The sequence below is a fragment of the Streptococcus sp. A34 genome, assembly GCF_043674115.1.
Classification (GTDB): domain Bacteria; phylum Bacillota; class Bacilli; order Lactobacillales; family Streptococcaceae; genus Streptococcus; species Streptococcus suis_V.
This window is the reverse complement of the sequence record NZ_JBIMJM010000030.1, coordinates 1-26,229: the sequence shown is the minus strand read 5'-3', so window position 1 is coordinate 26,229 and position 26,229 is coordinate 1. Positions and strand designations below refer to the sequence as shown.

Below are 26,229 nucleotides of genomic sequence, written 5' to 3'. Positions count from 1 at the left end.
ATCAAAAATGAGAGAACGAATTTCGTCCTCTCTAGGTGTTAGCTTTTCATCTACCCACTACAGTTGACAAAGAGCCAAAAAAAGGAGCTCGGATTTCTCCAAACTCCTACATATAATTAAGCATGCACTGGTGCCAAGCTCTCACCAATTACTTCCAAACGTGCTGCCCATTCTTCGCGGGTCAAGCCGTTTTCAGAGATGTAACGGTTGCGCTCATGGGCACGGCATTCTGCAGAACATCCACGAACATACTTATGCTCATTTTCTTCTGACATGAGGGTGCGGCGGTTACAGAATGGATTACCACAGTTGACATAGCGTTCGCATGGTGTGCCGTCAAACCAGTCCTTACCAACAACTGTCGGGTCTACGTGGTTGACATCCACAGCGATACGCTCGTCAAAGACATACATCTTACCATCCCACAGTTCACCACGAACTTCTGGATCCTTACCATAAGTTGCGATACCGCCATGCAATTGGCCGACATCCTTGTAGCCTTCGCGGACCATCCAGCCAGAGAATTTCTCACACCGGACGCCACCTGTACAGTAAACCACGACACGCTTGTCCATGAATTTTTCCTTGTTGTCACGGACCCATTGTGGCAATTCACGGAAATTGCGAATGTCAGGACGGATTGCGCCACGGAAATGACCTAGGTCATACTCATAGTCGTTACGGGTATCCAAAACAACGGTATCTTCGTCCAGAAGCGCCTCTTTGAATTCTTTTGGTGACAAGTAAGCACCTGTTGTTTCAAGCGGGTCAATATCACTATCGAAGTTATTGTCTTCTAGACCCAAATGTACGATTTCTTTCTTATAGCGAACGTGCATTTTCTTGAATGCTTGTTCATTTTCTTCATCAATTTTAAACCAAAGGTCGCTGAAAAGCGGGTTAGCATGGACATAATCCATGTACTTTTGAGTTGTTTCATAGTCACCAGAAACAGTACCGTTGATGCCCTCATCAGCAATCAAGATACGCCCCTTGAGACCAATCGATTTACAGAATTCCAAGTGCTCAGCTGCATAAGCTTCCGCATTTTCGATTGGAACATATTTATAATATAGCAATACGCGAATGTCTTTTGACATGGTGTGATTCTCCTTTAATCTTTGCAATAGATTAGCGCTAATCAAGCGATTTGACCAGCTCGAAGCTCTGCTATTTTTCAATAACACAGTCTGTAAAATTATACCCCGAATCCGGCAGAAATACAAAAATCTTGATTGAAACTATTGGTCTGATAATTCTTCCCTCAATGCCTGCAATTTCCCAAGCTGCTCCGATGGTAGGACTATTTGCATGTTATTATGGTTTGAAGCTATAACAGAAAAATACCTGAGAATCTCTTCTCAGGCACATTTCTTAATCTTTTGACAAACTTCCAGTTTGAGTTTGTGATTTGGTATAAACGGCTACCAAAATTGTTCCTGCGATAGCCACTGTCAGGCCATTCACAATACCAGCAACCAAGCCTTGCGCAAAAACCTTATTTGCAGGCTCGCTATAAACCAGGATATCCAAAACAGGTGCAACTACTCCCCAAGCTACTACGTTAGCAATAATTTGGAAAATGTTGAAGGAAAGAATATCTTTTTTCTCGAAAATTCCCTCTTGGACACGAAGACGATTTTTGGCAAAACCAAGCACTAAACCAAATACACCTGATGCCAAAACCCATGACCACCATGGTGAACCGTACTGCAATGAATCCTTGAAAGCATGACCGATAAAGCCGACCAAGAAACCAACAACTGGACCAAAGATAACAGAAAAGAGGGATTGGACAGCATACTGAAGCTGAATAGAAGTATTTGGTACAACGAGTGTCGGAATGCTGATTAAAATCCCAATTACCACAAAGAGGGCTGCACCAATACCGGTTGCGACAACTGTTTTGATAGAATTATTTTTCATCCTAAATCTCCTTAAAAAATATGTTTAGTTAACAATGCGTTTGATTTCAATATGCCAGTTTTGACCGACGCCAACGTTGTAGGCTTTGGCAAATGAACCCTGGTTGATAGCAAGACCAACACGGTAGAGGGAATTGATATACAAGAGTGGCTGACCAATGCGGACATCCGCAAAGGACTTGCCATAGGTCACTTGGTTTTGGTAGACCAGCATATCATTGTTGTAAATGGTCACCTCAAAGCGGTCTTCAAACTGCGGGTTGAGGGTATAGAACTCCTCACGGGTAATCGAGGTCCAGAGAGAACCGAAGCGAACATCGAGAATGTCGATGGCACCCTTGACAAAGTCTTGTCCAAGTTCTGTTGGAACGGTTGGAATTTCAACAACGTCTTCAACTCGCAGTTCTGGCCCCACTTCTTCAAAAGTGATATGCCCAGATGCCAACTTAGCACCGGTATAAGCATAGACATCGCGACCATGGAAAGTATAGGAATGCTCTGTATTAGCTCTGCGATTGGCCACTTCAGAAATCTCGCGTACTGCCTTGATACCAACGTGCTTCTTGATGAAAGACAGAGTACCGTTGTCAGGGGTAACGATATAGTGATTTTGCTCGGTCAATGCCACCACGCTCTTACGCTTGGAGCCAACACCTGGATCAACAACCGATACAAAAGTAGTGCCTTCTGGCCAGTATTCCACTGTCTGGAAGAGGCGGTAAGAGCCCTCAAAAATATTGTAAGGGGTGATATCGTGGGTCAAATTGTGAACCACAAGGTCACGTGATTCCTGGAGGGCTACACCAATCATGGCTGAAACCGCTCCGTCAACAAGACCAAAATCCGATTGTAAAACAAGTAAATTATTAGACATAAGTTCTCCTAAATTTGATACTGTTCTAGGATAACAAAAAACGCTTCAAGAATCCAATAGGTAATTTCTAAGCTCTGTTATAAGTTTTAACTATAACAAGAAAAGGAGCCTGAGTGTCTGATTAAAAATACACCCAAGTTCCTTATTCCTTAGGCTACAATAGCCTTAGCCACTTCTTCTGTCGTCATGCGTGAGAAGTAATGCGTGGTATCGATTTCTTGCAACTTGGCAAGGACGTCCGCATATTCGTAGCGTGTACCAATCAGCAATTTCTCAATATCCGAAACATCTCCTATACCAAAGAAGTCACCATAAATCTTGATATTTTCGATAACAGATTTCTCCGTTTTCACATAGGTTGTGATTTTACCTGCTGGGTAGCGAACGTTGCGCTCCACAGTGTACTCAGGCGTTTGACCGAAATTCCATTCCCAAGTACCAAATTGGGTATCATGGATTTCTTGGATACGAGCCAAGTCCTCGTCAGTCAGGACATACTCGTCCATATCTGGATATTCCTTCTTCATTTGGTTGAGGATGGCATCCTTGAACTCCAGAACAGTCATTTTTTCTGGCAATTCATCATTGATATTGGTCACACGCGCACGGACAGATTTAACCCCTTTAGACTCAATCTTATCCTTGGAAACTTTGAGCGCATTGGCAAGGACGGTCATATCCACGTCAAAGAGGAGACAGCCGTGGTGCATCATGCGACCTTTAGCATAGGCTTGGGCATTTCCACAGATTTTCTTCCCATCAATCTCAAGGTCGTTACGGCCGGTAAAATTCGCCTCAACACCTAGTGTCGCAAGAGTATCAATCACAGGTTTGGAGAAGGTTTTGAAGTCAAAAGCACCTTCTTCAGACTTATTGGAAATAATGGTGTAGTTGAGGTTGTTGAGGTCGTGGTATACCGCGCCACCACCTGACAAACGACGAACAACGTGAATGCCGTTTTCATCTGTGTACTCTTTGTTAATTTCTTGAATAGCATTCTGATGCTTACCGATGATAATGGCAGGCTCATTGATCCAGAGAATAAAGATTTCATCAATATCGGTCAATTCCTTGAAGGCATAGGCTTCGAGAGCGATATTGTAAGCAGGATTGTTACTGTTATTTACAATGTATTTCATGCTAGACTCCTTGATTTTATAAATTGTTAACCACCTTTTATTATATTGGAAACGATAACAAAAAACAAGCGCGAGGCTTGTTTTATATTAATCAATATCGGCACCGTTGCTGGCGATAACCTTCTTGTACCAGTCGAATGATTTTTTCTTAGAACGCTTGAGTGTTCCATTACCTTCATTGTCACGATCTACGTATATAAAGCCGTAGCGTTTTTTCATCTCACCGGTACCTGCAGACACCAGGTCAATACAGCCCCAGGTTGTGTAGCCCAACAATTCTACGCCGTCCTCAACAATGGCATCACGCATGGCTTCAACGTGCTTACGGAAGTAATCAATCCGGTAGTCGTCTGCCACATAGCCGTTTTCATCCGGCGTATCGACAGCGCCCAGACCATTTTCAACAACGAACATTGGCTTCTGATAGCGATCCCAGATAGAGTTGATCGTGATACGGAAGCCAAGTGGGTCAATCTGCCAGCCCCACTCTGAGGCATCCAGATATGGGTTTTTGATAGAGGCAAAGATGTTACCAGCTGTCTTTTCATTGACTTTTGGGTCACCAGATGCCACACGGCTTGAATAATAAGAGAAGGAAATGAAATCAACTGTATGCTCTTTCAAAAGGGTCAAATCTTCCTCCGTCATCACGATATTTAAGTTTTCGCGTTCAAAATGCTTCTTGGCATAATTTGGGTATTCCCCACGCGCTTGTACATCAATGAAGAAATAATTTTCACGGTCCTGGTTGATAGCCGCCCAGACATCGCGCGGATGACAAGTATTTGGATAATATTGACCCGCCGCCAACATACAGCCGACCTTGTTTTCTGGGTCGATTTCATGGGCAAGCTTGGTCGCAATAGCTGAAGCCACTAACTCATGGTGGGCCGCTTGGTATTTGACCTCTTCTACATTTTCACCTTCTTCAAAGTAAAGTCCTGCACCCATAAATGGCGCATGAAGAATCATGTTGATTTCATTAAAGGTCAACCAATATTTAACCAAGCCCTTATAGCGAGTGAAGAGAGTCCGGCAAAGACGCTCGTAGAATTCCAGCATCTTGCGATTGCGCCAGCCACCATAGTGCTCAATCAAATGCATCGGACAGTCAAAGTGAGTAATGGTCACCAAAGGCTCAATCCCGTATTTGTGACATTCCTTGAACAAGTCCTCGTAAAATTGTAGGCCTTTTTCATTAGGCTCCAATTCATCTCCCTTAGGGAAAATCCGTGTCCAAGCGATTGAAAGACGGTAGGTCTTAAAGCCCATTTCACCAAAGAGAGCAATATCTTCCTTGAAATGATGGTACATGTCGATAGACTCTTTGGCTGGATAGAAATAACCGTCCTCGAAGTCAAACATTTTCTTACGTCCCGTGATAATGGCAGCCCTGTCTTCGCCAATCGGCACGACATCGACGTTGGCAAGACCACGTCCGTCTACATCGTAAGCTCCTTCACATTGGTTGGCTGCTGTTGCACCACCCCATAAAAATCCTTTTGGAAATACTTTTGTTACTATCATTTTTTCTCCTTTTCCTTTCCTTCTTTTTGATAGAGAGTTTCTTTATTAACGGGATCCACAATGCTTTGCAAATCGTAGTGACCGTCTTCATAAGTAAAAGTCAGTATGGCACAATTCCGCATCCGTACTCGCGGAAAATCTGTCAATACCTGTCTGAAAAATTGGGCGATGGCGGCTCCATGGCTAACTACTAAAACGGATTGATCGTCCGTTTCTTCCATAATACCTCCAATGGTTTCTTCCATACGTTTTCGGACATCTCGATAGGATTCGCCTCCAAAGGTGACAAAATAATCACCGTAGCCAATGTCTCCCTGTAAGGGAGGATTGAGGTATTCCTGTTGACCCTCGAAGGCTCCGAAATCCTGTTCTTTCAACCCTTTCAAGCGGACATAGTCCGTCCTCCCTGTAACCAATTCTGCCGTATCACAGGCCCGTTCTTGAGTGGAAGAATAAATCTTATCAAAAGAGATAGACTGCTCTTGAAAATACCGACCAGCAGCCCGTACTTGTTCCTTTCCTTCATCTGTCAGAGGAGAATCGCAAGCACCTTGAATCCGTCCTTGGAGGTTGAACCGCGTCTGTCCATGACGCATCAAGTAAAGATAGTTCATACTAAACCTCCTTACTTGAAGTCATAAACCTTAAAATCATGTGCGGAATCAATCAGTTTTTCAAATCGTATTTGCCCATTTTCAACAGTCAGCTGGCAAATGGCACAGTTGGGCAGGAAGACGCCTGGTGGAAAGGTAACCTCCAAAACCTGCACCAATCCCCAAATGGCTGCACCATGACTGACCATGAGGATTGGATCAGCTGGATCCCTTTCCGCGACAGAGAGAATCGCCTCTTTGACACGACTTCCAACTGCTCGAATATCCTCGCCTCCAAATGGCACCAAGAGGTCTTCGAAAGAACGAGCTCCAGGACGATGCTTGGGAAGCAATTCTTCCTCTCTGGCTTCGAAAATCCCGAAGTTCATCTCCTTGAGCCCCTTGAGCTGTTGGTAGGGAGCATCCGTAACTAATTTTAGTGTATCAGTAGCTCTCTCTTGCGTGGAAGAATAGGCACTGGTAAAGACGATTCCCTGCTCCTTAAAATACTGACCAACAGCTTGTGCTTGGGCGATACCACGTTCTGTCAAGGGAGAATCCGACCAACCCTGCACTCGTTTTTGCGTATTAAAGAGAGTTTCACCATGACGCATGAGATAAATCGTTTTTGTCATAAGACCTCCTATTTTTCTATCAATACATTGGCTCCATTGCTGGCAATGACCTCTTTATACCAGAAGAAGGAATCTTTACGTGAGCGATCAAAGCTACCATTGCCTTGGTCATCTGCATCAACGTAGATAAAGCCATAGCGTTTAGACATTTCACTCGTTGAAGCAGAAACTAAGTCAATACATCCCCAAGGTGTATAACCCATAAGCTCCACACCATCTTCAATCGCTTCATACATTTGCTGGATGTGTTTTTCCAGGTAGGAAATACGATAGCCGTCCTGGATACTGCCGTCTTCCTCCACCTTATCCAAGGCTCCCAGACCATTTTCCACAATGAAGAGGGGAACTTGGTAACGGTCATAGAGCTTATTGAGGGTGATACGAAGTCCGACAGGGTCTATCTGCCAGCCCCAATCAGAAGCTTCTAAATAGGGATTTGCTTCTCCCAAAATCAAGTTACCTGCAGTTGATTTTTGCTCTGGTGTTAGGTTATTTGGATGCCGTGTAACAGAAGTCATATAATAAGAGAAACTCATGAAATCGACTGGATATTGTTTCAAAATCGCCTCATCGCCTGGTTCAAACTGTACTTGAATATTGTTTTCCTTAAAGAAACGCTTCATATAGCGTGGATAAGCCCCACGTACTTGCACATCAGAATAAAAGAGATTGCTCTGATCTTTTTGAATAGCATGCATCACATCATCAGGATGACAGGTTGCCGGATAAGCCTCCATTCGCGCCAGCATACAACCAACCTTATTCTCTGGATCAATCTCATGGGCTACTTTAGTTGCTAAACTTGAAGCAATAAACTGATGATGGACTGCTTGATACATCTCATCTAAATGCAGTTGACCATCTTCAAATAATAAACCTCCCGACAAGTAACCAGTCATACCAAGGATATTGATTTCGTTGAAAGTTAGCCAATATTTAACCTTTCCCTTGTAACGATTGAAGACTGTTTCAGCATAGTGAACAAAGAAATCAATCACTTTACGACTTTTCCAACCACCATATTCTGTAACTAAATGAATTGGAAACTCATAGTGGGACAATGTGACCAAAGGCTCGATACCATATTTATTCAGCTCATCGAAGACCGCATCATAAAAGGCCAGTCCTTCTTCATTCGGTTCTAACTCGTCTCCTTTTGGAAAAATACGAGACCAGGCAATCGACAAGCGGAAGGTCTTGAAGCCCATTTCTGCAAAGAGGGCGATGTCTTCCTTGTAGCGATGATAGAAATCTGAACCCCATCGTTTTGGATATAGTCCTTCCGTATCTTTAAGCGCAAAATCCAACTTTTCACGCGTCATTGGGCTGGTAAACTCACTTCCCATACTTTTGCGTTCTTCTGGCGCCACTGCACGCGAAGTATCCGAAGTTGCAGGGCCACGACCACCTAAATTCCAACCACCTTCATACTGGTTGGCTGCTGTTGCACCACCCCACAGAAAACCTTCTGGAAATTGTTTTTTTGACACTGTTTGCCTCCTTATAATGTTAATTCTATTTGTATATCATCAAAACCTAACACACACGATTCGTAGTAGCCATCGCCAGTTACCCGTGGTCCACTAAGAATGGGATAACCATCCTGCTGAAGTCTTGCAGTTAAGCTATCCACCGCTTCTTTGCTCCCTAAACTAAAAGCGAGGTGAATGAGACCTAGGTGATTGAGTTGGCTTGGCTTATCTATCACATCATCTCTTGTCATAATTTCAAGACGTGCTCCATGTTCAAATGTCAGGAAATACGATTTGAAACTCGTTTTTTTATTATGATAAAGCTGATTCGACTCTGCGCCAAAATAAGATTCAAAAAAGATACGCAAGCCATCTAAATCTTGAGTATAAATGGCAAGGTGTTCTATTTTCATGAAATTTTCAACCTTTCTTCAAGAAAAACGGCACATTGCCGTTTTCCTATTCTACATCTTCACCATTGCTGGCAATTACTTTTTTGTACCAATAGAATGAATCTTTAGGTGTACGCTCAAGTGTACCATTTCCTGCATCATCCATATCGACGTATATAAATCCATAGCGCTTGCGCATTTCACCTGTTCCTGCTGATACTAGGTCAATACAGCCCCAAGTCGTATAGCCAATCAAATCAACACCATTGGCAATGGCATCTGCCATCGCATTGACATGGGCACGATGGTAGTCGATACGGTAATCATCATGAATAGAGCCGTCTTCTTCAACTGTATCAAAGGCTCCTAAACCATTTTCTACAACCATGAGTGGAATTTCATAGCGATCATACATTTTTTCAAGGTAGTATTGGAGTCCAGATGGATCGTGTGCCCAACCCCAGTCTGAGTAAGTCAAGTAAGGATTTTTGGCTCCTGCTGAGAAATTGCCTGCAACCGTGTCTTCAGATGTGTGGGTAGTCACAACGGTAGACATATAGTATGAGAAGGTGTACATATCGACTTTCCCTTTGGCCAGAACTTCCAAGTCATCCTCAGCCATCTCAACCACCACATTATGCTCTGCCCAGAGGCGTTTAGCATAAGTACCATATTTTCCTTTTGCCTGCACATCACCACAATAGTGGATGTTTTGCTCCCAAGCGTGTTGGTTGGCAAGGATATCTGCTGGGTCACAGGTGCCAGGGTAGAAGGCAATACCACAAATCATGTTCCCAATCTTGTATTCTGGGTCAATCTCATGCCCGATTTGAACAGCCTTGGCTGAGGCAACAAATTGATGGTGAAGACTTTGGTAGGCATCTTGATAATCCTGGTCAGTCATCTCATCACCAAAGAGATCCAAGAACATGATACCACCGTTGATTTCATTGAAGGTCAACCAGTATTTGACAAGACCCTTGTATTCCTTGAAAATGGTTTCTGCATACTTGACATAAAAATCAACGAGCTTACGATTGGTCCAACCACCATAGCGTTGCTCCAAGCTCAAAGGTGTATCGAAGTGCCAAATGGAAACCAATGGCTCAATACCATATTTGCGGCATTCTTCAAAAACAGAACGATAGAAATCAAGACCTGCTTGGTTTGGCTCTGCATCATCACCGTTTGGGAAAATCCGTGCCCATGAAATCGACAAGCGGAAAACGGAGTAACCCATTTCTGCGAAGAGCTTGATATCTTCTTTATAGCGGTGGTAGAAGTCCACAGCCTTGTGGTTTGGATAATAGTAGTCTTCTAGGACGGCATAGGTCGCCCCTTCTGGCAGATGACCGCCAGCATGCCCCATAGAAGCATATTTACCTGGCTTGCCGTCTTTATCAATGTAGGTTGTATAGCGGGGGCTGTTGACAGATCCTCCTGTTGTAACGTCTGTCTGGACTAAACCGCGTCCGTCCACATTGTAAGCACCTTCCGCCTGGTTGGCTGCGATAGCTCCTCCCCAGAGGAAATTTTTTGGAAATCGTGACATATTACTTCTCCTTTATTTTTTCTAATAAATATAGTATAAACAGATTTGAAACCCTTTTCTTCTCAAATAATATGCTATAATGATACTATCCTACGAATAGGAGGAATATATGCAACCGCCATTAACGGATAAACAGTTTAAGCACACCATTGACTACGATAGTCGTTTGTTACCCTATAAGTATTACCATACCTGTGTCATGGATGGCATTCCTGACATTCTCTTTCATTGGCACAATGAATTTGAAATCAACTATGTTTACGGAGGGACGGCCCGTTACCATATCGACTATGATTATTTCAATAGTCAGGCTGGTGATATTATCCTGATCCGACCCAATGCTGCGCATTCCATCCATCCGATTGAGCAACGGGGGCACGAAACGGATACCCTTCTCTTTCACTTGGATATGATGGGGGCGTCTCACCTAGATCAGACCAGTATGCTCTACCTACAACCCTTACAGACAGATGTTTTCAAGTGTATTCCACGCATCCAGCCCCAAGACCCTGCCTACGCGGAGATTCGACAATGCCTGCTCACCATTTTTGAGTTGGTCAGACACCAGCCACCTTACTTTGAGCTACCTCTCAAGAGCCGACTCTTTGACTTCTTCTACCTGCTCTACCGCTACCGCTACATCGTCCGGAAAAATACTGATGATATGTATCGGAAAAATGAAAAACTCCGGTTGTTGATTGAATACATTCAAGACCATTATGCAGAAAATCTCTCCATCGAGCAGCTAGCAGAGCAAATGGGCTATACAAAAACCCATTTTATGACGATTTTCAAGCAACAAACAGGAACTTCTTGTATGGAATTTATCATCCAAGTCCGACTACGGGCAGCCACCGAGCTCCTCACAAACACTCTCAAGCCTGTGATTGAAATTGCGACCGAAGTTGGCTTTAATAACCTGTCCAACTTCAACCGCCAGTTCAAGCAATACTACCATACAACACCTAGCAGCTACCGCAAGCAATTGCGGAAGAATAGGACCTATACTAATTTTGATAAATAATAGAAAGGACTAGGGCCTCCGTATTTGGTTGAACTAAATACGGGCTACGGACTGTGATAAAAAGATAAACGAGAACTCGACGCTTGCATCGTCGTTCTGTTTCCTACGTCATTTAGTTTTTCTTTTATTACTTCGTTAATTCGCTTTGCCGTACTTCAGTACTGCCTGCAGCTCATTGCCTAGTACTAAAAGTAAACTAAAAGACTATATTTTGTCAGTGTCCGCTTAGCGCCCTCTATATCTTATACTATGATCACCATGCACCTCTACTACACTGGACCAGCTAGCAATGCGCGTGCTTTCGCTCAGGAAATGGAAGCTAGTGGCATTGCTGACCGCATTCGCCAGCAGGCTGGGAATACACATTATCAATACTTTGCACCGCTCGATGATCCCCATTCCATCCTCTTGGTCGATAGTTGGACGGACCAAACCGCCTTAGATATCCACCATGCTTCCCCAATGATGCAGGAGATCTTAGACTTGCGAAGCAAGTACCAGCTGACTGTCACCGCTGAACGCTATCAGAGTGATAAGGCGGGCATTCCTGAGCGAGATAAGGATTTTCTTCATCGCTAAACAAGATTCAAAAAAGTGATTGGCACTGCCAACCACTTTATTTTTTATTTGACCGTTGTCAACACCTTGTGTTGCTTTTTACTTTTATATTTTTTAATACATCAAAAATAAACTATTCATTAACCTTCAAACCATCCAATGGTTGACTGAACCAGCGACCGTTCAACACATTGTCAATTAAAACTTGTTTTTTATCTGCAGATAAAGTGCTATCTGCTCGAAGGTTCACGACAATATCCTCAGCAGTTTGTGAATCTTCACCCAATTCAATTTCTGCATTTTCTAGACTAGCGTCAAACTTCATCACTTGATTCCCACCTGCTATCCACTTTTTCCATTGTGGTAAATCTTTTCCATTAGGACTACCATTTGCGATGAATTCTTTCAAATATGCTTTAAACTGTTGAATTAATTGCTTGCTACCGTCGGCTTCAAAATCCTCACCAATAAATGTTGCATAATTTGATGGTTGTTGAAGCAAGGGTTCAAATACTCCATGAAACGCACCCAACAACTGAGCTGTTTTTGGAGTAGTCTCTGCATTATCTCCATAAGAAATTTCTCCAATGTATATTGGTAATTTATATGTTCCTTGCAATTTTCTAGCACTATTTACAGTGTTAGACAGACGATACAGAGTACTACCATATGATTCAGTAAATATAAATTCTTTTAATTTGTCAGCATCTGAAAATAGACTGCCATCTGTCACAGAATTTGCAAAATAGGGATCGAAAGCTGTGAATAAAGAAAATTCACTAGTTCCTGTTATTAAAAGTAGAGGCACATCATTATAATTTGAAGTATCAAATCCTTCCTTCGGAATGACTACCCCATCTTTATACAGGTGCGGAAAGACAGACATACGAATACCAGCATTTCCCATCAACGAAGCCAAATGCTCCGCAGGAAGTCCATAAAGATAATCAGCTACTTGACGATCGTTAGATAACAACCATTCTTTTTCTTCAAGCTCTGTGGACTTTACCCCGTCTTCTACTACTAATGGAGCTAGTGCAGTTGCAAAAATATCTTCATCATCTTCACCAATGGAAATTTCACATTCCTATTGTTTCATAAGTGCTAGAGAACGAATGACCTCACGTTGGGTATGACCATTGCCATCACGAAAAGCGTGAAAATAATATAGATTGTCCAAAATATCTACCAAGCTCTTGCAAATCTCTGACCGGCTACTGGCTTCTTCAATATGATGGCGAATTAAACGGTTCAAATACTCCTCTGCTGTTCCAAAGGATTGAATTGGCATAAAGGCATGTCCACTTTTAGAAATATTGACCCGTCGATATTCTCCAGCCCAACCATAGATTTCTCCAAAGAGCACTTTGTGGATTTGTAAAATATCAGAGACACTATGCACTTCAATTGGTGACATAAAGAGTTTGATGCTTTGACTCGCCACAAAACTAAACTCCTGCTCACTAACTCTTTTTGCATCCCTTACACCAAATTTATTGATTAGGACTGAAGTTCCAGGATAGGTCTAAATATTAGTTGGGTCTATATGGTCATAATCATCATAATGCTTTCGTATCACCACGGCACCCTTAGAGCCATTGCTTCTGTCCGCAAACGCTCGACATCTTCAACTGTTGGTACCCAACATTCAATCATATTGGTATTGAGTGCATACCAAACACTTTTGAAAACCATTCGATTCTCAAAAGTCACATCCATTATCGTCATCGCATCTTTGTTTACTTCTAGAGTCATCTTCAACCTCTATCTATCATGATTATATCATTTTTACACATTTTGAGGCCCAAAAATGACTCTATTCTCGATGAAAGAATGCAACTAATCACCTAGTCACATTAAGCAAACAGTAAAAAGGAACCTATGACGGCTCCTCTTCACTGTTTCAAATCAATTGATATTGTTTAAGCTTGTGCTTGCTCTTCTGCCAAGAGTTTCTTATCATAAGCACGAACAAATGGGTAGTAAACCAAGAAGGCAGTGAGTGCACAAACCAAAGCTAGAACAATCGCTTTCACGTCAGCTGTTCCAAGGAAAGCACCGATACCTACTGGTGTAGGCCATGGAACTTGAGCAATAACTGCATTAATCATGTTGAGTTTCATCGCAACATAGTATACAGTCATTGATGCAATTGGTGCAAGAATAAACGGAATTGCCAAAGCTGGATTGTAAATAACTGGGAGACCAAAAATCAATGGTTCGTTGATATTGAAGATACCTGGAACAAGTGCAGCTTTACCAATAGCACTTAATTGCTCTGAGCGTGCACGTGTTGCCAACCAGATACACAGACCGAGAGTCGCACCTGAACCACCAGCAATAACGAACATGTTTGAGAATTCACCTGCTACTACAAAACGTGCCCCCTCAGCATTTGCCGCCATATTCGCCAGAGCGATTGGGCTAACGAAGGCAAAGACAATGTTTGCACCGTGAATACCAACAAGCCAGAGCAACTGGGTCAAGAGATAGATAATCATGAGACCAATCCAAGTATCAGTCAAGCTAGTAACAAAGCCAAATGGGATAGCAATCACTTTGAAGATATCTGTTCCCATCAATACAAGAGCACCATTTACAATGATGACAGCAAATGCAATGACAAAACTTGGTACCAAAGCAGTGAAACCACGAGACACACCTTCTGGCACAGAATCGGGCATTTTAATTACCCAGTTACGTTTTACACAGAGACGGTAAAGCAGAACTGCAACAACTGCCATGATAATCGCTGTAAAGATACCAGATGTACCAAAGCGAGCAATTCCTCCACCAACTTGGAAACCATCAACTACAATAGCGCCTTTATCTGGATCCAAATTTGTAACTAGACTAGAAGTGCCATTTCCGAAGATAACTTCTGGAACAGACATAACGAAAGCAAAGAGTGAAAGGAGAGCACCATTCAGTGGTGTCAAGTTTAATCCTTCTTCTTCAGCATAAATCTTTGTCAACTCATAACCAATTGCAAGGTTAAAGTAGAGAGCTAGGATACCCATCGTAGCTGTATTGGCAACCATATACATTGATGTGTAGTTTGCAATTGTCGCATCAAAGAATGTTTGAATAGCAGGGATGAATGAGAATGCGAGTGGAATGATTGAGAACACCAAAAACATTGAACCCACAATTGTGAAAGGTACGGCAGCCATACCTGCTGCTGTAATAGCACGTACAATCTTCATTTGGGCTAATTTACCCATTGGTCCCATCAAATGTTTTTCTAAGAGACCGAACAATCCGTTTTGTTCTTCCATAATAAACTCCTTTATGTGTGATAGATTATATTTTGAAACCGTAAATAGTATGGATCACGATTGATTTTGATTTGTTCAATTCGCTTGCGATTAAAAGCTAAGATGCCAAGTCCAATCAAGAGAAGTCCAATCAGAACCAACCATGTCGCTGGGCGATCCGAAAATACAGGAAACAATTGTTTACCGAAACCAATTCCGACTGCTAGACACAATCCAATATTGGTCACTATTTGAACAAGCAAGGCTCGTGAAGTTAATCGTAAAGAAATATTTTTACGACCATATAAGGCCATCTGTTCAGCACTAGCCATCACCCAAAAAACTAGTAAAATAAGAGGAAAGGCTAAGAGCCAAGATTTTTGAAACCATAACTGGATGAGCCAGTAACAATTTGCAAAGAAGAAAAGAGCTATACTGTAGCGAAAGAGCATAAAGCGTTGAAAAGCTCTATTTTTCGCAGCCTGCTGTTCCTTCATACTTGTAAGCGTACTTTTCTGCATCTTGACTTTCTCCTATCCTATCTTTTTATACAGTTCTAGCATTTCGAGAGCAACTTCTCTCAATGTCATCGTAGTCATCAAATGATCCTGAGCATGTACCATGATAATTTCAATTTTTATCTCAACACCACTTGCATATTCTTGTAGTAAATGGGTTTGGGCATGATGGGCTTCCACCAATTCCTTGTTGGCAATCTCTAACTTTTCATAAGCAGCTTCAAAATCACCGGCACGCATGGCAGCAAATGCTTCATGAACTTCCGTTCGTGCAGTTCCGCTGTGCAAGATAATTTCAAAGGCTGCTACTTGCAATTCTTCCTGATTCATTTTTTATCTCCTATTTTTAAAAATATCTCTTTAAATTCTTGGAAGGTCTGACAAACAAGCATTTCTTGCTGTAGATTTTCTTCCTCCAATAAAGCTACAATTTGCGATGTTAATTGCGCCATTCCCTCATTCTGGTACACAGACGGTGAGGGTAAAAATACTAATTGAATTGATGGGCTAGCTTCATTCCACTTCAAACCATCTGAAACAATTGCTACTCCAATCTTATGACGATTAGAAATCGGCTTAATTGGGTGGGGCACAGCAATCCGTTCACTAAATACAATTGAACTCATCTGTTCCCGTTGGTGAATATGATCTAGCAAGTTACCAGCAAAGTCTGGAGCTTCTCCAAGCGATAACTGTTTGGCCATCTCCTGTAGCAAACTCTCCTTATCAATCCGTTCCACTTTCATAAAACAAGTTTCTGAGAAATACTGCTCAAAGAGAGTTTCAAGATTTGAAAAACGTTGTCTCTCAAAATCAATTGTCGGACGCGAAGAAAATCGTGGCTCTTTGACCGACTGCTTTATCTGTCTTGCTTCGTCAGATGTTAAAAAGACACTAACCGTAAATACTGGAACACTAAACACTAGATTTGATAAGTCAATTGATGAAATAATGAAATCAATATTCTCCAGCCGAGCATCACTCAAGTCATAGTAGCCAATAACATCTTCAATATGGACCATATTCCCCAATTCACGCTCAATTCGGTTTCGCAACAGCTGTGCACTACCATAACCTGTCGCACAAATCACCAAAATCCGATATTTATACTTCTCTTTCAAGCGCTCCATAGCTGCCATAAAATGCAAAGCTACATAAGCAACCTCATCATCTGAAATGTGAAAAGCAGATAGGAGTGGCATCTCCTGCAAAATAGTTCTGGTCAATTCAAAAGCTTGTGAATACTGTTCTCTAATTTCATCGCGCAATGGATTTTCTAGATGAACTTTTGTTTTCAATCTGACCAACAAGGTCGTCATGTGAGTAACCACACCCTCCAACAATTGCGAATCTTGTTGGAACTGATATTCTTTTGCCAAACTTGAACTTTCAAGGACAGAGACCAACTCTTCTCTCAGCTGCATTTCTTCGTCTTGGTGACTTTCTTTCGCAAGTAATTTCCCCTTTGATACAAGGTGCAAGGTAATATAGTCTATCTCTTCTTTGGGACACATAATCCCTGTTGCCTTATAAATCCTATCCAATATTTTTTGTGCGGTCATCTGCTCTGCTTGGTAGAGTTCCGAAGCAAGCTCTTCAATTGGAGCCATTCTAAAACCTTCGCTAATTCGTCTCAAGGCTAGAGAAATATGGATAACCAGGTTTTGAATCACAAAATCAGATAGTTTTAAATTGGCTTCCCGACACTCATCTAGAACAATCAATGTCAATTCTTCAAGACTAATTGGAGATTGACCAATATTACCACCAATATAATTATGCATGCTTTTGAAAAAATTATCTCTAAAGAAATAATCCATGATAAAGCGACGTTTGTCCCATTCATCTCCCAAAACATAGACACCTTTATTGGCCTTACTCTCTATAATCAAATTGTATTTACTTAAGTCGCGACGGATTTTCTTAAATTCATGCGACAAAGTAGAGCGACTAATAAATAATTCATCTGCCAAATCATCAAAATATAACTCAGCTTGCTCAAATAATAATTTGTTTAGAATATAATGGTAACGACCATGACTATCACTCATCCCATCTAGATTAGTAGACTCACTCATCATTTCCTGAAAGCGTCCTTCATCCATAATTTCAAGTTGATAACCGTATCCTTGCTTAGAGTGGATAATCAATACATTAGAGTAGGTTGGGGATTCTATTACTTCATTGATTTGTTTTAAATAGGTCCTGACTGTCCTATCTGAACACGATAGGTAGTCCGCCAACTGCTTACTAGTCGTATAAGAATCCCGATGATTCTCTAAATACTGAAGCAGTTGGCGTTCTTTTTTACTTAACATAGAATACCCCTCCAAAAAATCGTAATAGACCTATTATATCATCAACTCAAGTTCTATCCAATGTTCTCCGTAATCAAGGTAGCCATCTTCTCAATTCCCATTGGAATTGGAATATAGGCTTGTGGCGGAATTTGCGCAACTGGTTTTCCAACTTTTTGCGCTGCCTCTTCAAACTGCTTGAAGAACATTTTTGTTTGAGGACTTACAAGGTACAGGTCAAAGTCTGCATTTGCAATAGCTTTACCTCCCTCAGTAGCATTGATTGCATCCACTTCGATGTCTACACCTTTGCTTTTAAATAACTCTGTAGTTTTCTTAGCCATCAAGGATGATGACATACCTGCTGCACAAATAATTAACGCTTTCTTCATAATTTTATTCTCCTTTTCTTTAATACATTTATTATAAAAGAAAGCGTTGTCATTCTCCATAGAGTCTTTTTCCGTTTCAAAGCGGAAATGGAATTTGTTTTGTATAAAACATTAAAATTGGCTGAGCCTAAGCCCAGCCATATGTTGAATATGAATAAAGTGCATTTACTCATTTTTTATATTACTAATACGACAGAATGCCTATCTGGAGTAAATTCCTAGACCAGTTACAACAAACCCGATTACTTATATTTTAGCTTATGCAACAAAATTATGCCAGATAGAATGACCGAAACACCATTTGCCAATATTAAAGCTAAGTCTCCAATCATTATCCCATGAATAAGCCATAAACTAATACCAGCTACAGACATACTATACATGCCGAGTGATATAGCTGCGGTATCCTTAGTCTGAATAACTTTGATTACCTGTGGTAAAAAACCAAATGTAGTTAAACATGCTGCTACAAATCCAATCATTGCTTCTCCTTTTCAATGCGTCAATTGTAGCTAGTATAGTACATTCCAGGAAATAGCTTCATAGAAATATTTTCCTTAGGATACGGAAATACTCCTGCAATCGGCAGGAGTATTACCAGCTAGGAAAAAGAAAGAAGGGCATTGTTTGTAGGCTGATTTCGTCGTCGGTCAGCTGATAGTCTCTTTTTAGAAGTTCTAAAAGCTGATCTGGTGCCAAATATGATCGAACGGAAAGTTGATTCTTACCTGCATAAGTGACCACATAAGCCTCAGTTGATGACACTGTCAGCTTTTTTTCTTTAGGATTGAACTTGAAGAAATAGATGTTCCTATCTTTCGTTGCTTTTATACCAAGCCTTAGTAACCAAAAGATTAAAATCAGCGAGCCCCAGACCACCAAAATCATCGCAGATACTAATATGAGTAAGTTAATAAATTTCATATGTTACCTCTTTCTAACGATTCTCTCGTTCAACTATATTATTTGCTTGCTCTAAAAGTGGCAATATAGAACTAACACATCTTATATCGCTACATCACCTACGACGTCTTTATTATAGTTACAGTATAACTCTTTTTAAAAACCTTTTCAATAGTTTTTATAAAAAAACTCCTCTAACATTAGAGAAGTTTTTAGGGGGCTACTTATAGATTAGCACCATTTGTCTTAATGACTTCTTGGTACCAAGCAAAGGATTTCTTCGGACTACGAGCGTATGTCCCTTTTCCTTCATCATCCTTATCTACATAGATAAATCCATACCGTTTACGCATTTCACCAGTTCCTGCAGACACTAGGTCGATACAACCCCACGGTGTATAACCCATGAGATCGACACCGTCTTCTACCACTGCTTTTTTCATTTCAGAAATATGGGCACCAAGATAATCAATCCGATAATCATCATGGACCATACCATCTTCTTCTAGTTGGTCGATGGCCCCAAAACCATTTTCAACAATAAATAACGGTAGATGATACATGTCTGTAAACCAGTTGAGTGCATAGCGAAGTCCTTCTGGGTCAATCTGCCAGTCCCAATCAGAGGCCTTCACATATTCATTCCGCACTAAATCCTCTGTTTCCAAATAATCATAATGAGGATTTTCACGGTGATAACTAATCGCAAATGACATGTAATAACTGAAGCCGATATAATCTACACATCCTGCCAATAGGTCTAGCTTATCATCTTCTGTGATATCGATCTGATAGCCTTTACGCTCCCAGTACTTAAAGATATGTTCTGGATAGAAACCATGCACATGCACATCTGTAAAGTAATAGCGTTTTTGCATTGCTTTTTGTGCCAACAAAATATCTTTTGGATTGCAAGTTGCTGGATAGATTGGACACATAGCAATCATACAGCCAATTTGGAAATCTGGGTTAATCTCGTGACCGATTTTAACAGCACGTGCAGATGCTACCAACTCATAATGAGCAGCTTGGTACATGATTTCCTCGCGATTATCTCCATCTTTGTAAACAATCCCTGAATTTGTAAATGGAGCAAAATCTTCTTGATAGTTGGCTTGGTTATTGATTTCATTGAAGGTCATCCAGTATTTAACCTTGTCCTTATAACGTTTAAATACAACCTCAGCAAATCGTACGAAGAAATCAATTAACTTACGATTTTTCCAACCACCATACTCTGTAACCAAGTGATAGGGCATTTCAAAATGTGACAATGTAATCACTGGCTCAATGCCATGCTTCAAACATTCATCGAAAAGATTATCATAGAATTGTAGGCCTTCTTCATTTGGCTCTAATTCATCACCTTTTGGGAAAATCCGAGTCCATGCAATTGATGTACGGAAGCATTTAAATCCTAATTCTGCAAATAGAGCAATATCTTCCTTATAGCGATGATAGAAATCAATCGCCTCATGGTTCGGATAATATTTGCCTTCCAAGACACCTGGCGTTATCTCACGCGCAACTCCATGACGTCCAGCGGTCATCACATCGGCAACACTGATACCTTTACCACCTTCTTGCCAGCCACCTTCAAGTTGATGAGCTGCAACAGCTCCACCCCATAAAAATCCTTCTTTAAATGTAGACATCTTGTCCCTCCTGTTATTGATGAGTCTAGTATAAACTATTCCTTTTGAAATGTTGATAGCGTTTTCTTCCTCACTGATACGGAAGTGAACGCTCTTAGTCTAACAACCCCAATTTTTCAAAGGCATTGTAGAGGCCATCCTCCTCCACATCGTCTGTCACCATATCAGCCATGGCTAGAATCTCAGGGCCGCCATTTCCCATGGAAACACCAATCGCACAGTATTCCAACATCGGAATGTCAATTTTAGCATCCCCGAACGCAATGGTATCTGCCTGCGAGGCTCCCAAATGCTCCAGGAGAACCTCAACAGCACGGGCCTTGTCAATATTGGCTACCCCCAGGTCACCGAACAAGGCCGTCTCGCCGCGTCCTCCCCAAGTATTGGCCTTCAAGTGCGGAAAGGCTGCTTTTGAATCCAGATGATCCTGATAAGAATCGAGGACAAAGCTGACTTTATTGAGGTCATTGCGATAGAGCTGACCACCAAATACCATGCCATGCATGACATCTTCTACTTCTTGATGAGCCACCTCTTCGGCCGTTTTCCCCTTAGACATACTGTAAATCTTGAGCGTTTCACGCGCACGTTCACGGAAATTCTCGCTGGCAAATAGACCGTTGTTGCTTTCCAAATAAAATTCCAAGCCACGGCCTTGGAGCCAATCCACAATGGCCTTGGAATCCTCTTCTGAAATCAATTGGTGCATGACCACTTCCTCTTGGTGCTCTACATAGGAGCCATTGCCACCAATCATGCCATCCAAGCCGATGTCCCACAATTCTGGCTGCATTTCAGCTCGGCTGCGACCTGTACAGACATAGACAAGGTGCCCATTTTGGCGTGCCTGCTGGATGGCCTCGATAGCCGATTGAGGAATACGATTGTGGTAATCAACCAAGGTACCATCTACATCTAGAAAAATAATTTTTGACATTTCTTCACCTCATGTTTTTCTTAATTCTAGTATAGTATGTATTTTTAGAAAAAAATAGTAAAAAAATGTGATAAAGTGATACTATTCTATGAAAAAACTAGACACATGGGCCTAGTTTTCCTGCAATAATTGATACAAAGAACCCATTAGGTTCGCATCACCGCCAAATTTACATGGTAAAATTTCCACCGGAGTAATCATAGCCCCTACAAAAGGCAGGCCTGCTAGCAGGTCTCTATATTGCTTTTCAATTTCTTGGAGTAAAATAGGCTGGGCGCTAATGCCTCCCCCGATTACAACCCTCTGGGTATCGATAATCACTTGGGTATTATAAATGAGAATAGCCAAGTATTTACAAAATTGCTTAAAGATAGCAAGAGCTTCTTCATTTCCTGCGTTAATGTACTCAAATACTTGTCGGCCGTCCTTCTTATCTGGCAAGCCCAGTACATCTGCAATTTTCCCAATCATTTGCACAGGCGAATAACGGAAGCCAGCACCGTGTTCACCATCTGGCTGTTCATCATTTGGAAGGAGAAAACTGAATTCTCCAGCCTGGAAATGGTGGCCCTGCAAGAGCTGATTATTCAAAATAATCCCTCCTCCAAGCCCTGTTCCAAGGACAAGAGCCATACCATTTTCAACGTCTACTAAATTTCCCTGCCATTTTTCAGCTAGGGCAGCAGCCTTGCCATCATTGATAGCGACGACAGATTTGCCACTCAAATTCTTCATGAAATCTGCGATAGGAAATTGATGAAGATAGGTCAGCGCTCCACCATAATAAACGACTCCCTCCCGGCTATCTACCTTGCCTGGACAGGAAATGGCAATTCCTTCCAGCTCCTCGTTATCCGCAATCTCACGATAGATAGACTCCAGCGCCAGCTTCATTGCTTCCAAGTCTGAAGGCGTTGGTCTATTCTTCTTATAAAGTAACTCCCCGGTCTCTAACAGCACCCCATATTTAATTAGAGTGCCCCCAATGTCAATGGAAAGATATTTTTTCACAACTTGCTCCTTTCTCTTTTCATTCTATTGTATCAAAAGCTAGGTAAATGACAAGGCCGTGATATAGCGCTTCATTCCCTAAATTTTGGTAACAATTGATACAAAGAGTATTTCCTGATGAAATCATTTTCTTGACACAATTTTGCCTTTTTTGTTTCAAGCAATAGATATTATGTATTATTCTATACAACTTTTTTCTTAGGAGATAGAAAATCCAAGAGCTACGCTCTTCAATGGAAACACATTGATTTTGAAAAATCTCAAATTCAGCTACTCCAGGTACTAGACAGATATGGCGATACGAAAGCAACTAAAGGGAACAAGAAAACAACATTTCAAATTCCTAATGAACTTACTGATCTTCTCCAATCTTGGAAAAAATAACAGAAAGCCGAACTAGCCAAATTCGGCATTATCCAATCTGATGAACAATATGTATTTACCTATATCGATATGAAAGGCAATGTGAATAGCCCCTTACACGCTGATTATCTCAATAACAAAATGAAGTCAGTCAAACGCCGTCACAAGGAGCTGACTCATGCAACACCGCACAAATTACTCCACACTGGAGCAACACTAGCTAAGGAAGCAGGAACATCACTAGAAGCCATTTCAGAGGCTCTCACGCATAGCGACACCCTCACAACCAAGACCTATGTCAATACTTCAAATGTCATTCCAATGGCTGTTAGCGAAATCGCTTATCGAAACCTCAAAAAGTAATAGTGTGAATTTGGTGTGAAAAGTGGTGTGAATTTTGCGAAAAAATATCAAAAAAACACCCCGTGGTGTGAACCATGAAGTGTTGTAAATGCTGTAATGTAGCTGGTTCTTAACGTTTTGAGAACTGGCTAGCTTTACGTGCTTTCTTAAGACCTGGTTGGAGCATTGTTTATTTCAACTAATTCCAAAAACTTTTAATATCAACGTTTTCACAGGTTTTCAAAACTTAAAATTTCATCCAATTTCAACTAATTTCATCAAAATAAGGTAAATTTTCAATCAAAATATGCAAAATCGGACCAGAAAATATAAAAGTTTACCTTATTCTTGATTCTAGAAAATGTGTCAAACAGAAGTATTCACTTTTAATTTTTGTATATATCTTGTATAATGTATTTACAAATACAGGAGGTATATCCGATGAATGTTTTATTACGCAAAACAGGTAACAGCACTGTTATTACTATTCCAAACGCCATTAAAGAAGCGCTTGGTGCAGAAATTGGTGAAGAAATCGAATTCGTCACTTCAGGAAATAATGTCATCATCCGTAAAGCTGAGCCAACATTTGACTTTGACAAAGAGTTAGAAAATGCTATGAGCCAATACGATGAATTATTGAAAGAGTTGGTAGATAAATGAAATACCTAACCGCTGAAGACATTATCAAAATCAATGTTATGGTTATTGGAAAGTATTCCCCAAAGGAGCCCGTTGGGATAGCTGATCCAAATAGCCTACAGATGATTATTGAGCAGCCAAAACAAGAGATTTTTGGAAAAATACTCTATCCCGATATGTATAGTAAGGCTGCCATTATCTGGATAAACCTAATTAAGAAACACCCATTCAAGAACGCCAACAAGCGAACTGCGGTGCTTGCTTTACATATGTTTCTAGCAATGAATGGATACCAATCCAACCTTTCCTTAAACGATGGACTGGAAAAAACGATTGATATTGCTACATTTCAAGGTGACTTCGAGGAATTAAAAGATAGGATTATCCAGTTTTTGAAAGAAGAAAATAGAGTATACAAAAAATAGAAAAGTGGTTATCGACCGAAGTTGATAGCCACTTTTACCTTCTTCTTAGGAGATAGAAAATCCGAAAGCTACGCTCTTCAATGGAAACACATTGACTTTGAAAAATCTCAAATTCAGCTACTCCAGGCACTAGACAGATATGGCGATACAAAAGCAACTAAAGGGAACAAGAAAACAATCTTTGCTATTTCAGCTGAATTACTTCAACTTCTCCGTAGTTGGAAAAAACAACAAAGGCGTGAACTTGCAAAGTTTGGTATCATTACGAACTCTGAGCAATTTGTATTTACCTATGTAGATACTAAAGGAAACGTAAATAAACCCCTACACGCAGATTATCTTAACAATAAGATGAGAACAGTTAAAAATCGTCACCCATATTTGACACACGCTACACCTCATAAATTACGGCACACTGGTGCAACACTTGCTAAACAAGCAGGTATGAGCTTAGAAGCTATTTCAGAGGCTCTAACCCACAGCGATACTACTACAACTCAAATTTATGTCAATACCTCCAATGTCATCCCTATGGCGGTTGGAGAATATGCCTTAAACTCTCTGAAACAATAAGGTAAAAATAAGGTAAATTTTGAGGTGAACTTTTCAAAAAAACACGAAAAAAGCACCCATGAGGTAAACTCTTGAGTGCTCTGAAACATTGATATATCGCGGTATATTAACGTTTACTGAATTGTGAAGCTTTACGTGCTTTCTTAAGACCTGGTTTCTTACGTTCAACCATACGAGCGTCACGTGTAAGAAGGCCTGCACGTTTCAATGAATCGCGGAAATCTGGGTCTACTTGAAGCAATGCACGCGCGATACCGTGACGGATCGCACCTGATTGACCACCGTAACCACCACCGTTCACGTTAACGAAAACGTCGTATGAACCTTGTGTTGAAGTTACTGCGAATGGTTGGTTGATCACCAAACGAAGGTCAGCGTGTGGGATGTACTCTTCTACATCTTTTTTGTTTACTGTGATTTTACCAGTACCTGGGACCAAACGTACGCGTGCAACCGCGTTTTTACGACGACCAGTACCTGTGTATTGTGCTTGTGCCATTTAGATTACGTCCTTTCCCTTAGATAAGACCTGAAATATCAAGTACTTCTGGTTGTTGTGCAGCGTGAGTGTGCTCAGCGCCTACAAACACTTTCAATTTCATGCCTTGTGCACGACCCAAAGTGTTGTGTGGAAGCATACCTTTAACTGATTTCTCGATCAAACGAACAGCGTTTTTAGAACGCAATTCACCAGCAGAGATTGATTTCAATCCACCTGGGTGGTTTGAGTGAGTGTAGTAAATCTTGTCAGTCGCTTTTTTACCAGTCAATTTCACTTTTTCAGCATTGATAACGATAACGAAGTCACCAGTATCAGTGTGGGGTGTGAAAGTTGGTTTGTTTTTTCCGCGAAGTACGCTAGCAACTACTGCAGAAAGACGTCCAAGAGGTACATCAGTAGCGTCTACTACGTACCATTTGCGTTCAACTTGGCCTGGTTTAGCCATGAAAGTTGTTTTGTTCATGATTTCTCCTATACGAATTCGTAATATTTGTTTACAGGGCGATGGGTGTTCCGTCCCATCGAAGGTATTTGGAAGGTTCCGGGGCCTTTCAAATGGGGTAAACAATACCGTCTACCATTGTATCAAATCTAGCAGTCGGCGTCAAGATATTTTACTTTACTTTTTTCACTTTTTAAACCGCCCCGCGTTGTAAAATGAAGTGCAACAAAAAAGACATGTTCGTCTGATATACTAGAATTCCCCAACTCAGTATAGAAA

At 41.1% G+C, this 26,229-nt stretch carries 30 protein-coding genes and 1 pseudogene; 6 read left to right on the top strand and 25 right to left on the bottom strand.

Features of this window, described 5'->3' with window-relative positions:
* Positions 1 to 116: 116 nt before the first annotated feature.
* The 10 genes from ACHBGV_RS08030 to ACHBGV_RS07985 form a co-directional block, all read right to left on the bottom strand.
* Entirely contained in the window at positions 117 to 1,100 is a 984-nt protein-coding gene (locus tag ACHBGV_RS08030) for a rhodanese-related sulfurtransferase (protein WP_125266010.1), read from the bottom strand.
* A gap of 274 nt (positions 1,101 to 1,374) precedes the next feature.
* Positions 1,375 to 1,926 (bottom strand): ECF-type riboflavin transporter substrate-binding protein, encoded by a 552-nt coding sequence (locus ACHBGV_RS08025; protein ID WP_105110866.1) that lies wholly within the window; start codon positions 1,924 to 1,926, stop codon positions 1,375 to 1,377.
* A gap of 24 nt (positions 1,927 to 1,950) precedes the next feature.
* A complete protein-coding gene (locus ACHBGV_RS08020) occupies positions 1,951 to 2,799 on the bottom strand; it encodes an S-adenosyl-l-methionine hydroxide adenosyltransferase family protein (protein ID WP_105110865.1) in 849 nt (282 codons plus the stop codon).
* 149 nt (positions 2,800 to 2,948) lie between these two features.
* Complete coding sequence (locus ACHBGV_RS08015) at positions 2,949 to 3,938, bottom strand: lipoate--protein ligase (protein WP_394736081.1); 990 nt, start codon at positions 3,936 to 3,938, stop codon at positions 2,949 to 2,951.
* Between the two features lie 87 nt (positions 3,939 to 4,025).
* Complete coding sequence (locus tag ACHBGV_RS08010) at positions 4,026 to 5,465, bottom strand: 6-phospho-beta-glucosidase (protein WP_394736079.1); 1,440 nt, start codon at positions 5,463 to 5,465, stop codon at positions 4,026 to 4,028.
* A complete protein-coding gene (locus tag ACHBGV_RS08005; RefSeq protein WP_394736078.1) occupies positions 5,462 to 6,079 on the bottom strand; it encodes a histidine phosphatase family protein in 618 nt (205 codons plus the stop codon). The genes ACHBGV_RS08010 and ACHBGV_RS08005 overlap by 4 nt, the downstream gene beginning before the upstream one ends.
* Before the next feature lie 11 nt (positions 6,080 to 6,090).
* Positions 6,091 to 6,693 (bottom strand): histidine phosphatase family protein, encoded by a 603-nt coding sequence (locus tag ACHBGV_RS08000; protein WP_172079718.1) that lies wholly within the window; start codon positions 6,691 to 6,693, stop codon positions 6,091 to 6,093.
* 8 nt (positions 6,694 to 6,701) lie between these two features.
* Positions 6,702 to 8,183 (bottom strand): 6-phospho-beta-glucosidase, encoded by a 1,482-nt coding sequence (locus ACHBGV_RS07995; protein ID WP_394736077.1) that lies wholly within the window; start codon positions 8,181 to 8,183, stop codon positions 6,702 to 6,704.
* A gap of 11 nt (positions 8,184 to 8,194) precedes the next feature.
* Positions 8,195 to 8,578 carry a VOC family protein gene (locus ACHBGV_RS07990; protein WP_172066970.1) on the bottom strand — a complete coding sequence of 128 codons (384 nt, stop codon included), beginning with the start codon at positions 8,576 to 8,578 and terminating at the stop codon, positions 8,195 to 8,197.
* Positions 8,579 to 8,624: 46 nt separating this feature from the next.
* On the bottom strand, positions 8,625 to 10,109 hold the full coding sequence (locus ACHBGV_RS07985; RefSeq protein WP_172021235.1) for a family 1 glycosylhydrolase: 1,485 nt from the start codon (positions 10,107 to 10,109) through the stop codon (positions 8,625 to 8,627).
* A 109-nt stretch (positions 10,110 to 10,218) separates the two neighbouring features.
* Here ACHBGV_RS07985 and ACHBGV_RS07980 point away from each other — a divergent pair, with 109 nt between their 5' ends.
* Positions 10,219 to 11,133 (top strand): AraC family transcriptional regulator, encoded by a 915-nt coding sequence (locus tag ACHBGV_RS07980; RefSeq protein ID WP_172063964.1) that lies wholly within the window; start codon positions 10,219 to 10,221, stop codon positions 11,131 to 11,133.
* Between the two features lie 249 nt (positions 11,134 to 11,382).
* On the top strand, positions 11,383 to 11,712 hold the full coding sequence (locus ACHBGV_RS07975; protein WP_172021232.1) for an antibiotic biosynthesis monooxygenase: 330 nt from the start codon (positions 11,383 to 11,385) through the stop codon (positions 11,710 to 11,712).
* A gap of 112 nt (positions 11,713 to 11,824) precedes the next feature.
* On the opposite strand, the gene ACHBGV_RS07970 is transcribed toward ACHBGV_RS07975, so the two are convergent.
* The 13 genes from ACHBGV_RS07970 to ACHBGV_RS07910 form a co-directional block, all read right to left on the bottom strand.
* Entirely contained in the window at positions 11,825 to 12,667 is an 843-nt protein-coding gene (locus tag ACHBGV_RS07970; RefSeq protein ID WP_394736076.1) for a hypothetical protein, read from the bottom strand.
* A 111-nt stretch (positions 12,668 to 12,778) separates the two neighbouring features.
* Entirely contained in the window at positions 12,779 to 13,108 is a 330-nt protein-coding gene (locus ACHBGV_RS07965; RefSeq protein ID WP_394732426.1) for a Fic family protein, read from the bottom strand.
* A 158-nt stretch (positions 13,109 to 13,266) separates the two neighbouring features.
* The gene (locus ACHBGV_RS07960) at positions 13,267 to 13,446 is read right to left on the bottom strand and encodes a hypothetical protein (RefSeq protein ID WP_394736074.1); all 180 of its coding nucleotides are present in this window, start codon (positions 13,444 to 13,446) and stop codon (positions 13,267 to 13,269) included.
* Positions 13,447 to 13,613: 167 nt separating this feature from the next.
* Positions 13,614 to 14,969, bottom strand: a complete 1,356-nt coding sequence (celB, locus tag ACHBGV_RS07955) for a PTS cellobiose transporter subunit IIC (RefSeq protein WP_172095437.1) — start codon at positions 14,967 to 14,969, stop codon at positions 13,614 to 13,616.
* Between the two features lie 11 nt (positions 14,970 to 14,980).
* Positions 14,981 to 15,469, bottom strand: coding sequence for a hypothetical protein (locus tag ACHBGV_RS07950; protein WP_172066967.1), 489 nt, complete (start codon positions 15,467 to 15,469; stop codon positions 14,981 to 14,983).
* 12 nt (positions 15,470 to 15,481) lie between these two features.
* A complete protein-coding gene (locus tag ACHBGV_RS07945; RefSeq protein WP_125265998.1) occupies positions 15,482 to 15,796 on the bottom strand; it encodes a PTS cellobiose transporter subunit IIA in 315 nt (104 codons plus the stop codon).
* The gene (locus tag ACHBGV_RS07940) at positions 15,793 to 17,784 is read right to left on the bottom strand and encodes a BglG family transcription antiterminator (protein ID WP_394736073.1); all 1,992 of its coding nucleotides are present in this window, start codon (positions 17,782 to 17,784) and stop codon (positions 15,793 to 15,795) included. Before ACHBGV_RS07940 ends, ACHBGV_RS07945 begins: the two co-directional genes overlap by 4 nt.
* Positions 17,785 to 17,837: 53 nt before the next feature.
* Complete coding sequence (locus ACHBGV_RS07935; protein ID WP_125265996.1) at positions 17,838 to 18,155, bottom strand: PTS cellobiose transporter subunit IIB; 318 nt, start codon at positions 18,153 to 18,155, stop codon at positions 17,838 to 17,840.
* A gap of 242 nt (positions 18,156 to 18,397) precedes the next feature.
* Positions 18,398 to 18,637, bottom strand: coding sequence for a SemiSWEET transporter (locus ACHBGV_RS07930; protein WP_125265995.1), 240 nt, complete (start codon positions 18,635 to 18,637; stop codon positions 18,398 to 18,400).
* 112 nt (positions 18,638 to 18,749) lie between these two features.
* Positions 18,750 to 19,079: a hypothetical protein gene (locus tag ACHBGV_RS07925; RefSeq protein ID WP_125265994.1), complete on the bottom strand. Its 330-nt coding sequence runs from the start codon at positions 19,077 to 19,079 to the stop codon at positions 18,750 to 18,752.
* 203 nt (positions 19,080 to 19,282) lie between these two features.
* Positions 19,283 to 20,713 (bottom strand): 6-phospho-beta-glucosidase, encoded by a 1,431-nt coding sequence (locus ACHBGV_RS07920; RefSeq protein ID WP_172008953.1) that lies wholly within the window; start codon positions 20,711 to 20,713, stop codon positions 19,283 to 19,285.
* Positions 20,714 to 20,807: 94 nt separating this feature from the next.
* On the bottom strand, positions 20,808 to 21,650 hold the full coding sequence (locus ACHBGV_RS07915) for an HAD family hydrolase (RefSeq protein ID WP_394736072.1): 843 nt from the start codon (positions 21,648 to 21,650) through the stop codon (positions 20,808 to 20,810).
* A 111-nt stretch (positions 21,651 to 21,761) separates the two neighbouring features.
* Complete coding sequence (locus ACHBGV_RS07910; RefSeq protein ID WP_394736071.1) at positions 21,762 to 22,661, bottom strand: ROK family protein; 900 nt, start codon at positions 22,659 to 22,661, stop codon at positions 21,762 to 21,764.
* Between the two features lie 171 nt (positions 22,662 to 22,832).
* On the opposite strand from ACHBGV_RS07910, the pseudogene xerC (ACHBGV_RS07905) reads away from it, so the two are divergent.
* From xerC (ACHBGV_RS07905) to xerC (ACHBGV_RS07890), 4 genes and pseudogenes are all read left to right on the top strand, one after another.
* Positions 22,833 to 23,387 (top strand): annotated as a pseudogene (xerC, locus tag ACHBGV_RS07905) (tyrosine recombinase XerC); the annotation flags it as partial.
* Between the two features lie 420 nt (positions 23,388 to 23,807).
* Positions 23,808 to 24,029, top strand: a complete 222-nt coding sequence (locus tag ACHBGV_RS07900) for an AbrB/MazE/SpoVT family DNA-binding domain-containing protein (RefSeq protein ID WP_394736069.1) — start codon at positions 23,808 to 23,810, stop codon at positions 24,027 to 24,029.
* Complete coding sequence (locus tag ACHBGV_RS07895) at positions 24,026 to 24,433, top strand: type II toxin-antitoxin system death-on-curing family toxin (protein WP_394736068.1); 408 nt, start codon at positions 24,026 to 24,028, stop codon at positions 24,431 to 24,433. Before ACHBGV_RS07900 ends, ACHBGV_RS07895 begins: the two co-directional genes overlap by 4 nt.
* A gap of 21 nt (positions 24,434 to 24,454) precedes the next feature.
* Complete coding sequence (gene xerC / locus ACHBGV_RS07890; RefSeq protein WP_394736066.1) at positions 24,455 to 25,006, top strand: tyrosine recombinase XerC; 552 nt, start codon at positions 24,455 to 24,457, stop codon at positions 25,004 to 25,006.
* Between the two features lie 106 nt (positions 25,007 to 25,112).
* Here the strand turns inward: xerC (ACHBGV_RS07890) and rpsI are convergent, their stop codons facing one another.
* Positions 25,113 to 25,505: a 30S ribosomal protein S9 gene (gene rpsI, locus ACHBGV_RS07885; RefSeq protein ID WP_002942223.1), complete on the bottom strand. Its 393-nt coding sequence runs from the start codon at positions 25,503 to 25,505 to the stop codon at positions 25,113 to 25,115.
* 19 nt (positions 25,506 to 25,524) lie between these two features.
* Complete coding sequence (rplM, locus tag ACHBGV_RS07880) at positions 25,525 to 25,971, bottom strand: 50S ribosomal protein L13 (protein WP_002876943.1); 447 nt, start codon at positions 25,969 to 25,971, stop codon at positions 25,525 to 25,527.
* Between the last annotated feature and the right edge of the window lie 258 nt (positions 25,972 to 26,229).

Coding starts and splice junctions, on each gene's coding strand:
- celB (WP_172095437.1), bottom strand. CDS start 14,969: ATGGAAGAACAAAACGGATTGTTCGGTCTCTTAGAAAAACATTTGATG.
- ACHBGV_RS08005 (WP_394736078.1), bottom strand. CDS start 6,079: ATGAACTATCTTTACTTGATGCGTCATGGACAGACGCGGTTCAACCTC.
- ACHBGV_RS07965 (WP_394732426.1), bottom strand. CDS start 13,108: ATGTCACCAATTGAAGTGCATAGTGTCTCTGATATTTTACAAATCCAC.
- ACHBGV_RS07960 (WP_394736074.1), bottom strand. CDS start 13,446: ATGACTCTAGAAGTAAACAAAGATGCGATGACGATAATGGATGTGACT.
- ACHBGV_RS08015 (WP_394736081.1), bottom strand. CDS start 3,938: ATGAAATACATTGTAAATAACAGTAACAATCCTGCTTACAATATCGCT.
- rplM (WP_002876943.1), bottom strand. CDS start 25,971: ATGAACAAAACAACTTTCATGGCTAAACCAGGCCAAGTTGAACGCAAA.
- ACHBGV_RS07915 (WP_394736072.1), bottom strand. CDS start 21,650: ATGTCAAAAATTATTTTTCTAGATGTAGATGGTACCTTGGTTGATTAC.
- ACHBGV_RS07925 (WP_125265994.1), bottom strand. CDS start 19,079: ATGAAATTTATTAACTTACTCATATTAGTATCTGCGATGATTTTGGTG.
- ACHBGV_RS08025 (WP_105110866.1), bottom strand. CDS start 1,926: ATGAAAAATAATTCTATCAAAACAGTTGTCGCAACCGGTATTGGTGCA.
- ACHBGV_RS07920 (WP_172008953.1), bottom strand. CDS start 20,713: ATGTCTACATTTAAAGAAGGATTTTTATGGGGTGGAGCTGTTGCAGCT.
- ACHBGV_RS08000 (WP_172079718.1), bottom strand. CDS start 6,693: ATGACAAAAACGATTTATCTCATGCGTCATGGTGAAACTCTCTTTAAT.
- ACHBGV_RS07985 (WP_172021235.1), bottom strand. CDS start 10,109: ATGTCACGATTTCCAAAAAATTTCCTCTGGGGAGGAGCTATCGCAGCC.
- ACHBGV_RS07945 (WP_125265998.1), bottom strand. CDS start 15,796: ATGAATCAGGAAGAATTGCAAGTAGCAGCCTTTGAAATTATCTTGCAC.
- ACHBGV_RS08030 (WP_125266010.1), bottom strand. CDS start 1,100: ATGTCAAAAGACATTCGCGTATTGCTATATTATAAATATGTTCCAATC.
- ACHBGV_RS08020 (WP_105110865.1), bottom strand. CDS start 2,799: ATGTCTAATAATTTACTTGTTTTACAATCGGATTTTGGTCTTGTTGAC.
- ACHBGV_RS07950 (WP_172066967.1), bottom strand. CDS start 15,469: ATGCAGAAAAGTACGCTTACAAGTATGAAGGAACAGCAGGCTGCGAAA.
- ACHBGV_RS07980 (WP_172063964.1), top strand. CDS start 10,219: ATGCAACCGCCATTAACGGATAAACAGTTTAAGCACACCATTGACTAC.
- ACHBGV_RS07935 (WP_125265996.1), bottom strand. CDS start 18,155: ATGAAGAAAGCGTTAATTATTTGTGCAGCAGGTATGTCATCATCCTTG.
- ACHBGV_RS07930 (WP_125265995.1), bottom strand. CDS start 18,637: ATGATTGGATTTGTAGCAGCATGTTTAACTACATTTGGTTTTTTACCA.
- ACHBGV_RS08010 (WP_394736079.1), bottom strand. CDS start 5,465: ATGATAGTAACAAAAGTATTTCCAAAAGGATTTTTATGGGGTGGTGCA.
- rpsI (WP_002942223.1), bottom strand. CDS start 25,505: ATGGCACAAGCACAATACACAGGTACTGGTCGTCGTAAAAACGCGGTT.
- ACHBGV_RS07895 (WP_394736068.1), top strand. CDS start 24,026: ATGAAATACCTAACCGCTGAAGACATTATCAAAATCAATGTTATGGTT.
- ACHBGV_RS07900 (WP_394736069.1), top strand. CDS start 23,808: ATGAATGTTTTATTACGCAAAACAGGTAACAGCACTGTTATTACTATT.
- ACHBGV_RS07940 (WP_394736073.1), bottom strand. CDS start 17,784: ATGTTAAGTAAAAAAGAACGCCAACTGCTTCAGTATTTAGAGAATCAT.
- ACHBGV_RS07975 (WP_172021232.1), top strand. CDS start 11,383: ATGATCACCATGCACCTCTACTACACTGGACCAGCTAGCAATGCGCGT.
- ACHBGV_RS07990 (WP_172066970.1), bottom strand. CDS start 8,578: ATGAAAATAGAACACCTTGCCATTTATACTCAAGATTTAGATGGCTTG.